Source organism: Pseudoprevotella muciniphila, assembly GCF_003265305.2.
Classification (GTDB): Bacteria; Bacteroidota; Bacteroidia; order Bacteroidales; family Bacteroidaceae; genus Alloprevotella; species Alloprevotella muciniphila.
Genome location: NZ_CP033459.1, coordinates 340,550 through 356,801 on the forward strand (window position 1 = coordinate 340,550; position 16,252 = coordinate 356,801).

Consider the following 16,252-nt stretch of genomic DNA (forward strand, 5'->3'; position numbering starts at 1 on the left):
TAATAAGATTTTTTCTCTAATTATTGTTGCAAAGATATTGCAAAACACTTTTATTACCAAATTATTTTCGCTACTTCCTCAAAGAATTTGCTTTATTAACGACTTTAACGTAATTTTGTAGCGATAAAAAGTCAATCAATAGTAGAGACATAATTTGGTACGCACAGTTAAATACATATTGTTAATACTTCTTCTGCCCATCACTGCTTTTGGGCAAGGAGTGATGTATAATGCGGACAACATTCCGATGCCGCACTATAAAGACGCCCTTCGTTACACAAGCAATCCTGATAACGTACTCGACCAAGCCGCTGTTGACAGTATTGACGTTATTTGCCAACACCTTGACAAAACGCGCGGTATTGAAATGGTTTTTGTCGTAGTTAACAACGTTGAAGGTGGCGATGTCTATCCAATAGGTGAAGCATTGTTCGACAAGCACAAGTTTGGCAAAAAAGATAAGGACACGGGGCTTCTTGTAATAATCAGCAAGAATGACCGCGGCTACTTCATACATACCGGCAAAGGTATGGAAGGCGTGTTGCCTGATGCAATATGCCACAGAATAGGTAGCAAGGTGTTGGTTCCGGAACTCAAAAACAATAATTGGAGCGAAGGTGCGCTGAAGACTGCCCGCGCCATCAAAGGCGTCATAGAAGACGATCCCGAATTTGCAGAATTGACTTCTGAAGAGGAAGATGACGATTTAGGTGGAGTAGGTCTGTTTGTAATTGGTGTATCAGCGGTTTGTGCTTATGGTGCATTTGCGAGAAGGAAGAAATGTCCTCTGTGCAAAAAGTCGATGAATCAGGTCGCTCGCCAGGTTGTAAGCAAAAGTGGATATATCACCACCTATAATGTTAAATATCGCTGTACAAAATGTGGCCATGAGATGAATATCGTTGAGAAAGTTGACCACACACCTACTGCTGGTGGAGGTATCGGCGGCGGCTACAGAGGATCCGGCGGCGGTAGTTTTGGCGGTGGAGGAAGTTTCGGCGGCGGCAGTTATGGCGGCGGCGGTGCAGGAGGAAGATTCTAATAAAAAAAGAATATCAATAACAATTAAAATAGTAAATAGAATTTATGAAAAAGTTATCAGGTACCACAATAGCCTTATTGGCTGTGGCAGTTATCGCTTTATTGTTCGGCGTTTCAAAGTATAATGGCTTCGTTTCTTCAGAAGAGGGAGTGAACAAAGCATGGGCTGACGTACAGTCTGCTTATCAGCGTCGCGCAGACCTTATCCCCAACTTGGTAAGCGTAGTAAAAGGTTATGCAAAACACGAACAAGAAACTTTTGAGAAAGTAACCGCTGCTCGTGCAAAGGCAACAAGCATTACCATTGATGCAGAAAACATGAATCCGGATGAGATTGCTGCGAAAATGAAAGAATTCCAACAGGCACAGGGAGAACTCTCCAGTGCGTTGAAATCTTTGCTTGCCGTACAGGAAGCATATCCTGACTTGAAGGCAAATGAACAGTTCTCAACACTTCAGGCACAACTTGAGGGTACAGAGAACAGGATCAACAAAGCGCGAAATGACTATAACACAACTGTTCAGGGCTACAACAAAGATGTCCGCAGTTTCCCTGGCAACTTGGTAGCAGGTATTTTCGGCTTTGAGAAAAAGACACCATTCGAGGCTGAAGCAGGGGCAGAGAAAGCACCTACAGTGAAGTTCGACTAATGAATCTCTAATCAGAATAATACTGATGACTAATCAACGCTACATGATGCGAGGCGTGAGCGCCATGAAAGAGGACGTTCACAACGCAATTAAGAATATTGACAAAGGCCTGTTTCCACAGGCCTTTTGCAAAATTATCCCCGACATTCTTGGCGGAGACCCGGATTACTGCAACATCATGCATGCAGATGGCGCGGGCACAAAGAGCAGTTTGGCATACGCCTATTGGAAAGAGGCCGGTGATCTTTCCGTCTGGAAGGGCATTGCACAGGATGCACTGGTCATGAATACAGACGACCTGCTGTGTGTTGGTGCTGTTGACAACATTCTCGTTTCTTCCACAATAGGTAGGAATAAAATGCTGATACCAGGTGAAGTTATCTCAGCCATCATCAATGGTACCGATGAACTCATGCAGCAGATGCGCGAAATGGGCATTGGCATTTATGGCACTGGCGGCGAAACGGCAGACGTGGGTGATTTGGTACGCACAATCATCGTTGACAGCACCGTAACATGCAGAATGAAACGCAGTGATGTCATCAACAATGCAAACATAGTACCTGGCGATGTCATTGTAGGTTTGTCTTCTTCAGGGCAAGCCACATACGAAACGTCCTACAATGGTGGCATGGGTAGCAATGGACTTACTTCTGCCCGACATGATGTCTTTGCTAAGTATCTTGCTGAAAAATATCCAGAAACATACGATGCAGCAGTACCTGAAGAATTGGTTTACAGTGGCTCATATAAATTGACTGATGCTGTAGCGGATTCGCCGGTTGCTGCCGGACTGTTGGTGCTTTCTCCAACTCGCACCTATGCTCCTGTAATAAAGCAACTGCTTGACAAAATGCGTCCTCGCATTCATGGTATGGTTCATTGCACAGGTGGCGCACAGACGAAAGTGTTGCATTTTGTAAGCGATAATTGCAGAGTAATAAAAGATAACATGTTCCCATTACCTCCACTCTTCAGAATCATACAGAAAGAAAGCGGCACGGATTGGTCAGAGATGTACAAGGTGTTTAATATGGGGCATCGCATGGAAATCTATGTAGATCCGAAAGATGCAGAAGACGTCATCAATATCAGCAAGTCATTTGATATTGACGCACGGATAGTGGGACACATCGAAGAAGGAGAAAAACACCTTACGATAAGAAGTGAATTTGGAGAATTTAATTATTAACACAAACTGAAATGAAGCGTTTACTTCTGTTCTTAGCAGTAGCCACATTTTCTGTCAGTTCTGTCTTTGCTGCCGCACATATTTATAAAGGCAACAGTACATATACCTACGACATCCTTTATACATACGATGGCAAACACCTGTACAGGGGCAATAGTACATACACCTATGACATTCTCTGCACTTTTGACGGCAGACGTATTTACAAAGGTAATAGTACATATACCTACGACATCCTTTACACCTATAATGGCAAGCATTTGTACAAGGGGAACAGCACATATACATACGATATCCTATGTACATTCAATGGTAACCGTATTCACAAGGGAAACAGTACATACACTTATGACATTTTGTTTACATACGACGGAAGACATCTGTACAAAGGTAACAGTACATATACCTACGACATCCTTCTGACAACTGATGCACCTATACCAATGCCTATCCTGATGTATGCCATGTAAATCTATATAATCCAAACGCAGACATGAATTCACTTTTGGAAAAACTTGACGGTTTGACAGCAAGGTTCGAAGAAGTTTCCACGCTTATTACAGATCCATCTGTCATAGCAGACCAGCAACGATACGTACGCCTTACAAAAGAATATAAAGAACTCGAGAACCTTATGACAGCAAAAAAGGAGTACGAAGAATTGCTGACAAATCTTGATGGAAGTAAGCAGATACTCCTCTCCGAAGACGATGCCGAAATGAAAGAACTGGCGCGTGAAGAAGTTGCTGCATGTGAGGCAAGAATACCGCAACTGGAAGAAGAAATAAAGATAATGCTTGTGCCAAAAGACCCAGAAGACAGCAAAAATGCCATACTGGAAATCAGGGCAGGAACCGGCGGCGACGAAGCAGCACTCTTTGCCGGCGACCTGTTCCGTATGTATTCAAAGTACTGCGAATCGAAGGGATGGAAGTTTGAGGTTTCAAGTGCAAGCGAAGGCGCTGTCGGTGGTTTCAAGGAAATAGTGGTTTCAGTAACAGGTGCAGACGTTTATGGCACTTTGAAATACGAAAGTGGTGTACATCGCGTACAAAGAATACCCCAGACAGAGACACAGGGCAGGGTACACACTTCCGCTGCAACTGTAGCAGTACTGCCTGAAGCAGAGGCTTTTGATGTTGTTATCAACGAAGGTGAAATAAAATGGGACACATTCCGGTCAAGCGGCGCAGGTGGGCAAAATGTCAACAAGGTCGAGTCAGGGGTGCGCCTACGCTATAATTGGAAGAATCCTAATACCGGCGAAGTTCAGGAAATACTGATAGAATGTACAGAAACCCGCGACCAACCAAAAAATAAGGAGCGTGCTCTTGCCCGACTTCGTACGTTCATCTATGACAACGAACATAAAAAATATGTAGATGATATTGCATCACGCCGAAAGACACTGGTATCGACAGGCGACCGATCTGCAAAAATCCGTACATACAATTATCCGCAAGGCAGGATAACCGACCATCGCATCAACTACACGATCTATAATCTGTCAGCATTTATGGATGGTGACATACAGGACTGCATAGACCATCTCATCATAGCAGAAAATGCTGAACGACTTAAAGAAGCAGAATTATAATCAGAATTTTCAAAAAGACACTAAATGAACAAGCAAAAATTAGTAGAACAAATTCGCACAAAAAGATCTTTTCTATGTGTGGGACTTGACACTGATCTCAAAAAAGTACCTCAGTGCATGTTGAGCGAAGAAGACCCAATATTCGCATTCAATAAAGCCATTATAGATGCAACAGCATCGTATTGTATTGCTTACAAACCTAATCTTGCTTTTTACGAGTGTTTTGGAGTAAAAGGTTGGGTGGCTTTTGAAAAGACAATCAATTATCTCCGCAAGAATTATCCGGAACAGTTCATCATAGCAGATGCTAAACGCGGAGACATAGGCAACACTTCTGCAATGTATGCCCGGGCGTTCTTTGAGGATCTTGACGTTGATGCACTGACAGTTGCTCCATATATGGGAGAAGACAGTGTAACACCATTTCTCAATTATAAGGATAAATGGGTGGTGCTGTTAGCACTGACAAGCAATAAGGGGTCGCACGATTTCCAACTTACAACGGACGAAAACGGCAAACGGTTGTTCGAGGAGGTTCTCGATAAGTCTCAGAAATGGGCAAACGATGAACAGATGATGTACGTTGTGGGCGCTACACAGGGAAAACTTTTTGCAGACATAAGGAAGCACGTACCCAATCATTTTCTTCTTGTTCCCGGTGTCGGTGCGCAAGGAGGGTCTCTTGAAGAGGTTTGTAAATACGGCATGACCAGCGATTGCGGCCTTATCGTAAATTCTTCCCGAGGTATCATCTATGCCGACAGCACTACAAATTTTGCAGAAGCAGCCGGCAAAGCAGCAAAAGCTTTACAAGAAGAGATGGCGACATTACTTTTAGCCCATAAGGTTTAGCGTCATCTAACACGTCTCAACAACAAAACTGCGCCATAGCACAATTGCTAATGGCGCAGTTTTGTTTGTTGAAAAATAGCATATAGGCACGTTGCTATTCTTCATTATGCCTGACATCAATCATAAGTTCGTCCAATTGCTTTTGATCAACATGTGCCGGCGCATCAAGCATAACATCGCGTCCTGAGTTGTTCTTGGGGAATGCGATGCAGTCACGTATGCTGTCAAGCCCTGCAAAGAGGCTGACCCAGCGGTCGAGCCCGTATGCCAAACCGCCATGGGGTGGGGCACCATATTTGAAGGCATTCATCAGGAAGCCAAATTGTGCTTGTGCCTGTTCGGGTGTGAATCCAAGAATTTTAAATATTTTGGCTTGAAGCACGGCGTCGTGGATACGAATACTGCCGCCTCCGACCTCGCAACCATTGCAAACCATGTCGTAAGCATTGGCTTTTACGTTGGCAGGATCTGAATCGAGAAGCGGTATGTCTTCAGGTTTTGGTGAAGTGAAGGGGTGGTGCATAGCCATTAAGCGTTGTTCCTCATCACTCCATTCAAACATAGGGAAATCAACGACCCAAAGAAGGGCAAATTTGTTTTTGTCTCGAAGTCCCATGCGGTTTCCCATTTCCAGACGTAGTTCGCAAAGTTGCTTACGCGCTTTCATGGCATTGTCGCCACTAATAATCAGTATCAAGTCGCCTGGTTTTGCTGCCATTTTCGTCTTAAGTTCCTGAAGTACTTCCTGACTATAGAACTTATCAACGGAACTTTTTACTGAACCATCTTCGTTTACGCGAGCATAAACCAACCCTTTTGCACCAATTTGTGGGCTTTTCACAAAGTTGGTGAGTTCATCAATTTGCTTACGAGTATAAACAGCACACCCTTCTGCACAAATACCACCGATATATGCTGCATCATTGAATACGGCGAAGTCAGATTTCCCCTGCAGCGTATCCATCAACTCCACAAACTCCATGCCGAAGCGCATATCAGGTTTGTCTGACCCGAAACGTTTCATCGCATCCAACCATGGCAAGCGAAGGAATGGTTTTTCTCCAAGGTCAACACCGCGTACCTTTTTAAAAAGATATTTTGTCATTTCTTCGAAAAGACTGATAACGTCATCCTGTTCGACAAAACTCATCTCACAGTCTATCTGAGTAAATTCAGGCTGACGGTCAGCGCGCAAATCTTCATCACGGAAGCATTTCACGATTTGAAAATATCTGTCCATGCCTGCCACCATAAGTAACTGCTTCAGTGTTTGCGGACTTTGGGGCAAGGCATAGAAACACCCGGGATTCATTCGTGAGGGTACGATAAAGTCACGTGCACCTTCAGGTGTTGAACCGACCAAAACTGGAGTTTCTATTTCCAGAAAGCCTTTACTGTCCAAGAAATGACGGACTTCAATGCACATTTTATGCCGCAATTCCAGATTTTTACGGACGTTTTCTCTTCTCAAATCCAGATATCGGTATTTCATGCGTAAATCATCGCCGCCGTCTGTGTCATTTTCAATAGTAAAAGGAGGTGTTGTCGATGCGTTGAGTACAAGCAGTTTATCAACAATGATTTCAATGTCTCCGGTTGGCATCTTGGCATTTTTGTTATAACGCTCGTTGACGATGCCTTCAACTTGTATGACATATTCACGGCCTAACTTGTTAGCCTCTTCACAGAGAGTGGTATTTGTTTCTTCATTGAAAACCAACTGTGTGATGCCATATCTGTCGCGAAGGTCAACGAAAGTCATACCGCCCATTTTTCGGATTCTTTGTACCCAACCCGACAATGTTACTTTTGTATTGACGTGGCTGATTCTTAGTTCGCCACAAGTGTGAGTTCTATACATTTTTATTGTGATTGTAAATCTTTATTCTAAAACATTTTATCAATATTCATCCCAGCTCTTCACTTCTATATCATCCACCTTTATTTTGCAGAAGGCATTGATAAATGCGCTTGCTAATCGTGCATTGGTGATAAGCGGAATGTTCAGGTCGATGGCTGTACGGCGTATCTTATATCCATTGGTCAATTCGCGAGGCGTCAAATCCTTTGGAACATTCACAACAAAGTCGATACCATGATTGTGCATGATGTCGAGCACCTGCGGCTCTTGTCCTTCTTCGCTTGGCCAATGAACGAGAGTGTTCGGTACACCATTCTGTGTGAGATAACGACTCGTGCCCGGTGTGGCATAAAGTTTATAGCCGTGTTCAACCAACATTTTTGAGGCATCGAGCATATCTGCTTTTTGATGACCATCACCTGTGGAAAGAAGTATATTCTTTTCAGGTATGCGTTGCCCTACAGAAAGCATACTCTTCAGAAGAGCATCGCTCGAATTCTCACCGATACATCCCACTTCACCTGTACTGCTCATGTCAACTCCCAAAACGGGGTCTGCCTTCTGTAAACGGTTGAAGGAGAACTGACTTGCCTTAATACCTACATAATCGAGGTCGAACAGATTTTTGTCCGGTCGTTCCACAGGAAGTCCTAATATGATTCGCGTAGCCAGTTCTATAAGATTGATTTTAAGGACTTTGCTAACGAATGGAAAACTGCGGGAAGCACGCAAGTTGCATTCTATGACCTTTATGTCGTTTTCACGTGCAAGGAATTGTATATTAAAGGGACCACTGATGTGAAGTTCTTTAGCAATGAGACGCGAAATCTTCTTAATCCTCCTGAATGTTTCGATGTAAAGTTTCTGAGGGGGAAACTGAATGGTAGCATCGCCAGAGTGTACACCTGCAAACTCAATATGTTCACTTATGGCGTACGCAATGATTTCTCCATCTCTGGCAACTGCGTCCATCTCTATTTCTTTGGCATGTTCTATAAACTGCGAAACGACTACAGGATGCTCTTTAGAAACATCTGATGCCAATCGGAGGAAGCGCTCCAATTCTTCCATATTGGAACAAACGTTCATCGCTGCACCGGAAAGAACGTAAGAGGGGCGCACAAGTACAGGAAATCCTACTTCTTTTATGAACCCTTGAATATCCTCAAAACTTGTCAAAGCGCTCCAAGCAGGCTGGTCCACATCAATCCGTCGAAGCATCTCGGAGAATTTTTCACGGTCTTCTGCGTTGTCTATACATTTTGCAGAAGTGCCGAGTATTGGAACGTTTTGCTTGTCAAGGCGCATGGCAAGATTGTTTGGTATCTGTCCTCCCGTTGACACGATAACGCCCTTGGGTGTTTCAAGATCAACAATGTCGAGCACACGCTCAAAAGTCAGTTCATCGAAGTAAAGGCGGTCGCACATGTCATAGTCGGTGGAAACCGTTTCGGGATTGTAATTTATCATCACACTGCGGTAGCCTTCCTTACGAATTGTATTCAGTGCCTGTACGCCACACCAGTCAAATTCTACCGATGACCCTATTCTGTATGCACCGCTTCCCAAGACAACCACAGAGCGTTTGTCATTTTCATAACGTATATCGTGCGAAGTGCCTAAATAGGAAAGATAGAGATAATTGGTATGAGCAGGGTATTCTGCTGCAAGTGTGTCAATTTGCTTGACGTATGGGACGATGTTGGCCTGTTTGCGTCGTTCACGGATTATGAGGCTTGCCTTGTTGATTGACATTTCCTTTTCCATGTCTAAGGCTCGCGCAATCTGGAAGTCGGTAAAGCCCATCACCTTCGCCTCGAGGAGTAGTTCATTGTCGAGGTTGTTGATTGATTTGCATGCGTGGATTTTCTTGTTAATGTTGTATATATTCTCCAACTTATATAGGAACCATTTGTCAATCTTGGTAAGTTCATTGATTTCATCCACAGTCATGCCATCAAAGAATGCCTTTTCAATTACCAACAGACGCTTATCAGTGGGTGCGGCGAGAGAGGCACGTATATCATCGATTTTCAATTCTTTATTACCAACAAATCCATGAAGACCTTGACCTATCATGCGGATGCCCTTTTGGATTACTTCTTCAAAAGTACGTCCTATAGCCATTACCTCACCAACACTCTTCATAGAGGAGCCTAATTCGCGATCTACACCTCGGAACTTACCCAAGTCCCATCTTGGTATCTTGCATACCACATAATCCAATGCTGGTTCAAAGAATGCACTCGTTGTCTTTGTTACAGAGTTCTTTAGTTCAAAAAGTCCGTATCCTAATCCAAGTTTCGCAGCAACAAATGCTAAAGGATAACCTGTAGCCTTCGATGCTAATGCAGAGGAACGACTCAGACGCGCATTTACCTCAATTACCCGGTAGTCTTCACTTTCCGGGTCGAAAGCATACTGAACGTTACATTCACCAACTATACCGATATGGCGAACTATTCTGATGGCTAACTCACGTAGTTTGTGATATTCATTATTGGTCAGAGTCTGCGATGGGGCAATGACGATACTTTCTCCTGTATGTATGCCAAGAGGGTCGAAATTTTCCATGTTGCAGACCGTGATACAGTTGTCAAACTTGTCACGAACTACTTCATATTCAATTTCTTTCCACCCTTTCAGGCTTTTTTCCACCAACACCTGTGGGGAAAAACTAAAGGCCTTTTCAAGGAGAATATCCAACTCCTGATCATTATTACAAAAACCACTTCCTAACCCTCCCAGGGCATAGGCTGCACGGACGATGACCGGATATCCTAAAGCGTTGGCTGCTTTCCTGGCATCTTCGGGTGTTTCACATGCTTCGCTCTTGATAGTCTTGACGTTAATTTCATCAAGGCGATTTACAAACAGTTCTCTGTCTTCGGTGTCCATAATCGCCTGAACGGGGGTGCCAAGCACCTGAACGCCATATTTATCAAATACACCGTCTTCGTAAAGTTTCACACCACAATTAAGTGCCGTTTGTCCTCCAAAAGCCAACATGATGCCTTGCGGACGCTCTTTCTTAATGATTTTTTCAACAAAGAAGGGTGTTACAGGCTGAAAATAGATTTTGTCAGCAACACCCTCACTCGTTTGCACTGTTGCAATGTTGGGGTTGATGAGGATAGTCTCTATACCTTCTTCACGCAAAGCCTTCAAGGCTTGAGATCCACTATAGTCAAATTCACCGGCTTCGCCAATCTTAAGCGCACCGCTACCAAGGAGAAGAACTTTCTTTATATTGTTATCTATCATGACTTATTCAGAATTTTAACGAATTCATCAAAAAGGAACGTAGTATCAACAGGACCTCCACATGCCTCAGGATGGAACTGTGCAGAAAACCACGGATTGTGCTTGTGCCTGATTCCTTCATTGGAGCCATCATTCATGTTGATGAAGTAAGGTTCCCAATTATTATCCAAGGTATCTGTGTTGACGGCATAACCATGATTTTGGCTTGTGATGAAACAGCGCTGAGTGCCTACCATCTGCACCGGTTGGTTATGACTACGATGTCCATACTTTAGTTTGTAAATTGTCGCTCCGGCTGCTTTTGAAAGCAACTGGTTACCCATACATATTCCCATACAGGGTTTTACGTCGGGATTTTGAAGGAATTTCTTGATGTTGTTGACCGTTGTGATACATTTGTCAGGGTCTCCAGGACCATTTGCCAAAAACAGAGCATCAAAATCCAATGTATTGAAGTCATAGTCCCAAGGCACTCTGATGACTTCAACGCCTCGCGTTATCAGACTTCTGATGATATTGTTTTTTACACCGCAGTCAACGAGAACGACCTTTTTGTCGGCACCTTCATTGTATCTGATGATTTCAGTACACGATACACGCTCTACAAAGTTAATATCACCATAATTTTCATCAACAACTTCTTCTGAGACACCCTCTACTACAATTTTTCCCATCATCACTCCATGCTCTCGAAGCACTTTAGTGAGTGCACGGGTATCAATGCCAGTAATTCCAGGAACTTTTTCTCGCTTCAACCATTCTGAAAGGCTTTCCACTGCATTCCAATGGCAATATTTTTCACTGTAGTCGCTTACTATTATGGCTGAGGCATATATTCTGTCGCTCTCCATATAATTTGCCAAGCCATTTTCTGAATTACTGTATGGCGGCACACCATAATTGCCTACCAAAGGATACGTTAGAGTCATCAGTTGTCCGGCATAGGAAGGATCTGTCAGACTTTCAACGTATCCTGTCATAGCGGTGTTGAAGACAACTTCACCGCGCACAGCAGCATCATAGCCGAAACTTTTGCCACAAAAAACGGTTCCATCGTCAAGGATAAGTTTTGCTTTCATATCGTGTTTATGGATTCTCTTTTATAATATGCAAAATTAGTAAAAAAATGATGAACGAATGCTGGAAATCCAGTGTTTACTTCCTTTATAATTTACAGATTTTATAAAAAATAACCCACCAGTAAAAAAAACTGATGGGAAATTTCTTATCCGCCGAAATCATCGTACATAATGCTTTCAGGTTCAACGCCCAAACTGTCGAGCATATTCTTCACTGCATTCGACATCGGACCCGGACCGCACATGTAATACTCTATGTCTTCAGGTGTTTCGTGATCTTTCAAGTAGGTATCGTACATCACCTGATGAACAAACCCCGCAGTGTATGCCACACCTGCCTTGTCTGCCTCAGGATCAGGACGGTCAAGAGCAAGGTGGAAATGGAAATTGGGATATTCCTTCTCCAGGTCATGGAAATTGTCAAGATAGAACACTTCGCTCAAAGAACGTGCTCCGTAGAAATAATGCATTTCACGGTCAGTCGTATGTAGCGTCTTGGTCATGTGCATAATCTGTGCTCTGAGAGGTGCCATGCCAGCACCACCACCGACCCATATCATTTCTTTCTTGGAGTCAAAGATGGGATGGAAATCTCCGTACGGACCGCTCATCAATACCTTGTCGCCTGGTTTCAGCGAGAAAATATACGTAGATGCAATACCTGGATTTACGTCCATAAAACCACCGCCCTGTTCTTTAGGTTTGAAGGGTGGGGTAGCGATACGAACGGTCAGCATGAAACGATCGCCTTCAGCAGGATAGTTCGCCATGGAGTATGCACGGATGGTATCTTCTGTATTTACGCACTTCAACGAGAAGAGACCAAACTTTTCCCATGCCGGAAGGTAGTCACCCAGATCTGCCTTGTCGATATCCTTATCGTAGTCTATTTCAAACTTTGGAATACGTATCTGAGCGTATGAGCCGGGAATGAAGTCCATGTGTTCACCTTCAGGAAGTTGTACTATAAATTCCTTTATGAAACTTGCAACGTTTTTGTTGGAAATTACTGTACATTCATACTCTTTTACGCCAAGTATGCTTTCAGGCACTGCAACTTCAAGGTCGGACTTAACCTTGCACTGGCAGCCAAGTCGCCAGTTGGCCTTAATCTCCTTACGAGAGAAATGAGGTTTCTCAACGTCAAGAATCTCGCCGCCGCCGGCATCTACCTGACATTTGCATTGTCCGCAACTGCCTTTTCCGCCACATGCCGAAGGAAGATGTACACCATTGTCGTTGAGGGTGGTAAGGAGAGTACCTCCTTGACCTACCGTCAGTACTTGCTTGCCGTTATTAATATTGATTTTTACATCCCCACTTGGCGTCAGATAATTCTTTGCTACAAGAAGAATAATTGTCAATACAATGATAACTGCAAGAAATACGCAAATGCTCGATAAAATGAAACTTATATCCATTATTTATTGTATTCTTTTTCTGTTTTATAAAATGTACTACAGTTTCAGACCGCTAAAGCACATGAACGCCATGGCCATAAGTCCAACAGTAATAAATGTTATACCTAACCCCTGTAAAGGTTTGGGAATATCTGTATATGCCATCTTCTCTCGTATTGCTGCCAAGCCTACAATAGCAAGCAGCCAGCCTACGCCTGAGCCAAGGGCAAAAACGATGCAATCGCCTATGCCAGAGATGGCTTGCGAACTGGTTTCCGGATCCATTTCTATGCGTTGCTGCATAAAAAGAGAAGAACCCATAATGGCGCAATTTACTGCAATCAAAGGCAGAAAAATGCCCAACGAATTATAAAGTGAGGGAGAAAACCGCTCTACAATCATCTCGACCAGTTGCACAATACCTGCAATAACAGCAATAAAGAGGATAAATGCTAAATAGGTAAGATCCATGCCGAATATGCCGTCCTCAGCCAAAACCTTAGTTTGGAGAAGATAATTGACAGGACAAGTTACTAACAAGACGAAAATAACTGCCAGACCCAGACCAAAAGAAGTTTTCACATTTTTGCTCACAGCCAAATATGAACACATGCCCAGAAATGAGGCAAATATCATATTGTCAACGAAAATCGAGCGAATGAATAGGCTCAATGCGTGTTCCATCAGACGTATTTTTTTGGAAAGTGATTTTTAACTTATATTTGAAAAGATGCAAGGATTGGCTTAGTCTTCTATTTTTACAACAGAACGATGTGCCCAAATAATACATCCTAGAATTATCATAGCCATTGCCGGCATGGTCATCATACCGTTGTTGGGATAACCTTCAGGGAAGATGCGAATGTCCAAAAGCGTTCCGTTTCCGAATAATTCCCTAATAGCACCTACAGCAACAAGTATCCAGGCATATCCAAGACCACTGCCTATTCCATCAAGCAAACTTGGCCAAGGCGCATTGGTCATGGCAAATGCTTCAAGACGACCCATTAGGATACAGTTCGTGATAATCAAACCCACATAAACGCTAAGTTGGACACTTACATCGTATGCAAATGCTTTAAGCACCATGCTGACGATTGTTACCAACGCTGCCACAACGACCAACTGTATGATGATGCGTATTCTGTTTGGAATGGTTTTCCTAAGGAGTGATATGATGATATTTGAAAAGGCGGTAATTACCGTTACTGACAATCCCATCACGATTGAAGGTTCCAGTTTCGAGGTAACAGCCAATGCAGAGCAAATACCCAAAACCTGTATCAGCACAGGGTTGTTCAGATTGAGTGGCTCCATGAAAGCCCGCTTGTTTTCTGCTGAGAATAAAGCCATTTTTATTGCGTTTCTTATGGTTCGTGTTTTATTTTCAAATTATTTTTTTACTGAATCTACTTGTTGAGACTGGATAGAGGAAAGATATTTCCCATAAAGTTTAAGATAATCCTTGAGCATGGCATCAACACCATTTCCTGTCAACGTGGCACCACTAATACCATCGCATTTGTTGATGTCATCTTGGCTTGCCGTTCCATGCTTCACAACAGACAGAGCAATCTCTCCGGCAGTATCGTAGATTGATTTACCCTTAAACTGATCCTGGAATTTCTCTTCTGTAATCAAAGCACCCAGACCGGCTGTTTCACTTTCATGGCTAAAATATGCGCCATAAACGGTTTTTGCATCGTCATTTAGCGACAAATATCCCCAAATGCCTCCCCAGAGACCTTTGCCCACCAGAGGTATAACGTATTTTTGTGCACCTTCAACTTGAGCCTTGAAAACCGGTAGTTTGTTGAATTCAGCCTTTATTTCCTTTCGAGGTATGTCGAAGCCTCCTTTGTCGGCAAGTATCTTTCCTGACGTATCAACGAGTAATTCTTCCTTGATTACTTGGTCGTATCGTGCTTCAACATCTTCGTTCGCAACACCACGTATATTGAGAGATGCCAATATCTGTTTTTTAGTGTCTATGCGCACATTGGCATCAGAGCGACTCTTGAGCACCGAAGACACTGTAGCCAAGAGGAATGCAACGACAACAACTACTACTGCTGCGTAAACAATCGTGTAAACATTGCTATTTGTATTCAACTTCATAATTATAGTCTTTGTTTCCTTTAGTCATTATTAACTTTCATACGTTTAGCGCGTTTACTGATGTTCTTCTGCACAAAGCAGTAGTCTATCAGAGGTGCAAACATATTCATAAACAAAATAGCGAGCATCATGCCCTCAGGATAACCAGGATTGAGAACTCGGATTACGATTGCAAGTGCACCAATCAGGAATCCATAAATATACTTGCCTTTCTCTGTACGCGCACTGGTAACTGGATCTGTCGCCATGAATACAGCACCAAACGCAAAGCCACCAAGTACAAGATGATTGTACCATGGAATTTTAGCGACTTCATTGCTATCGAGTCCAGACACATTAAAAAGAAATGCAACTATGGCTCCGCCGACAAAAACGCTTGACATCGTTTTCCAGGAAGCAATTCTCGTCCAAAGCAGAATCAGAGCACCTATCGCTATTGCTATTACGCTCGTCTCGCCGACTGAGCCAGGCATTGTGCCTACGACATATTGCCAAAAGTCACCACTGACTGCTTGGTCTGCTGCTGCCTCACCTAATGCGGTAGCCTGAGTCATTGTATCAGGCAGGGCATTCCCTAATCCAAAAAACTGACTGTCGCACACCCAAACTTTGTCGCCTGACATAGAAGTAGGGTAGGCGAAGAAGAGAAAAGCACGAGCCACAAGAGCCGGGTTGAATATATTCATGCCGGTTCCTCCATATATTTCTTTAGCGAAAATCACAGAGAAAGCAACAGCAAGTGCCATCATCCACAAGGGTGTGTTAACTGGCAATATCATCGGTATGAGCAAGCCAGTTACGAGATAGCCTTCTTGTATTTCTTCTTTCTTCCATTGAGCCACGACAAATTCTATACCCAAGCCGACGGCATAAGAAACGACTATTCTGGGCAACATCACAAGGAAGCCATAGAGGAAATAAGTAAACCAACTTGCCGACTGTCCTGCCAAAGTATAGTTTTGGAGGCCGATGTTGTACATGCCAAAGAACAAAGCGGGCAACAACGCGATAACAACAAACGACATAATTCGCTTGGAGTCAATGGCGTCGTGTATGCTCACACCCGACTTTGACGTTGTGTTCGGTACAAGGAGGAAAGATTCGAAACCTTCAAAAACAGAGTGAAATGATTTTAACTTTCCTCCTTCTTCGAAGTTGGGACGAATCTTATCGAAAAGTTTCTTTATCATGTTGAAA

14 protein-coding genes are annotated in these 16,252 nt (G+C 43.3%); 6 read left to right on the plus strand and 8 right to left on the minus strand.

Annotated elements, in window-relative coordinates:
• Window positions 1-178: 178 nt before the first annotated feature.
• Genes C7Y71_RS01440 through pyrF form a run of 6 tightly spaced genes read left to right on the plus strand, consistent with a single transcriptional unit; the run spans window position 179 to window position 5,333 of the window.
• Window positions 179-1,042, plus strand: coding sequence for a TPM domain-containing protein (locus tag C7Y71_RS01440; protein ID WP_146739358.1), 864 nt, complete (start codon window positions 179-181; stop codon window positions 1,040-1,042).
• Window positions 1,043-1,086: 44 nt separating this feature from the next.
• The gene (locus C7Y71_RS01445) at window positions 1,087-1,692 is read left to right on the plus strand and encodes a LemA family protein (RefSeq protein WP_111897832.1); all 606 of its coding nucleotides are present in this window, start codon (window positions 1,087-1,089) and stop codon (window positions 1,690-1,692) included.
• Window positions 1,693-1,717: 25 nt separating this feature from the next.
• Window positions 1,718-2,884 carry an AIR synthase related protein gene (locus C7Y71_RS01450; RefSeq protein WP_111897831.1) on the plus strand — a complete coding sequence of 389 codons (1,167 nt, stop codon included), beginning with the start codon at window positions 1,718-1,720 and terminating at the stop codon, window positions 2,882-2,884.
• An 11-nt stretch (window positions 2,885-2,895) separates the two neighbouring features.
• Entirely contained in the window at window positions 2,896-3,354 is a 459-nt protein-coding gene (locus tag C7Y71_RS01455) for a hypothetical protein (RefSeq protein ID WP_111897830.1), read from the plus strand.
• A 23-nt stretch (window positions 3,355-3,377) separates the two neighbouring features.
• On the plus strand, window positions 3,378-4,481 hold the full coding sequence (gene prfA / locus C7Y71_RS01460; RefSeq protein WP_111897829.1) for a peptide chain release factor 1: 1,104 nt from the start codon (window positions 3,378-3,380) through the stop codon (window positions 4,479-4,481).
• A gap of 24 nt (window positions 4,482-4,505) precedes the next feature.
• Window positions 4,506-5,333: an orotidine-5'-phosphate decarboxylase gene (pyrF, locus tag C7Y71_RS01465; RefSeq protein ID WP_111897828.1), complete on the plus strand. Its 828-nt coding sequence runs from the start codon at window positions 4,506-4,508 to the stop codon at window positions 5,331-5,333.
• A 94-nt stretch (window positions 5,334-5,427) separates the two neighbouring features.
• Here pyrF and aspS read toward each other — a convergent pair whose 3' ends face one another.
• The 8 genes from aspS to C7Y71_RS01505 all read right to left on the minus strand — a co-directional run bounded on the left by aspS (window position 5,428) and on the right by C7Y71_RS01505 (window position 16,245).
• A complete protein-coding gene (gene aspS, locus C7Y71_RS01470; RefSeq protein WP_111897827.1) occupies window positions 5,428-7,194 on the minus strand; it encodes an aspartate--tRNA ligase in 1,767 nt (588 codons plus the stop codon).
• 39 nt (window positions 7,195-7,233) lie between these two features.
• The gene (carB, locus tag C7Y71_RS01475; protein WP_111897826.1) at window positions 7,234-10,458 is read right to left on the minus strand and encodes a carbamoyl-phosphate synthase (glutamine-hydrolyzing) large subunit; all 3,225 of its coding nucleotides are present in this window, start codon (window positions 10,456-10,458) and stop codon (window positions 7,234-7,236) included.
• Window positions 10,455-11,537: a glutamine-hydrolyzing carbamoyl-phosphate synthase small subunit gene (gene carA / locus C7Y71_RS01480; protein ID WP_111897825.1), complete on the minus strand. Its 1,083-nt coding sequence runs from the start codon at window positions 11,535-11,537 to the stop codon at window positions 10,455-10,457. The genes carB and carA overlap by 4 nt, the downstream gene beginning before the upstream one ends.
• Before the next feature lie 146 nt (window positions 11,538-11,683).
• A complete protein-coding gene (nqrF, locus tag C7Y71_RS01485) occupies window positions 11,684-12,958 on the minus strand; it encodes an NADH:ubiquinone reductase (Na(+)-transporting) subunit F (RefSeq protein WP_111897824.1) in 1,275 nt (424 codons plus the stop codon).
• A 36-nt stretch (window positions 12,959-12,994) separates the two neighbouring features.
• Complete coding sequence (nqrE, locus tag C7Y71_RS01490) at window positions 12,995-13,621, minus strand: NADH:ubiquinone reductase (Na(+)-transporting) subunit E (protein WP_111897823.1); 627 nt, start codon at window positions 13,619-13,621, stop codon at window positions 12,995-12,997.
• A gap of 60 nt (window positions 13,622-13,681) precedes the next feature.
• The gene (locus C7Y71_RS01495; RefSeq protein ID WP_111897822.1) at window positions 13,682-14,290 is read right to left on the minus strand and encodes an NADH:ubiquinone reductase (Na(+)-transporting) subunit D; all 609 of its coding nucleotides are present in this window, start codon (window positions 14,288-14,290) and stop codon (window positions 13,682-13,684) included.
• Window positions 14,291-14,329: 39 nt separating this feature from the next.
• Window positions 14,330-15,049 (minus strand): NADH:ubiquinone reductase (Na(+)-transporting) subunit C, encoded by a 720-nt coding sequence (gene nqrC / locus C7Y71_RS01500; RefSeq protein ID WP_193215985.1) that lies wholly within the window; start codon window positions 15,047-15,049, stop codon window positions 14,330-14,332.
• 26 nt (window positions 15,050-15,075) lie between these two features.
• Window positions 15,076-16,245, minus strand: a complete 1,170-nt coding sequence (locus C7Y71_RS01505; RefSeq protein ID WP_111897820.1) for an NADH:ubiquinone reductase (Na(+)-transporting) subunit B — start codon at window positions 16,243-16,245, stop codon at window positions 15,076-15,078.
• Window positions 16,246-16,252: the final 7 nt, after the last annotated feature.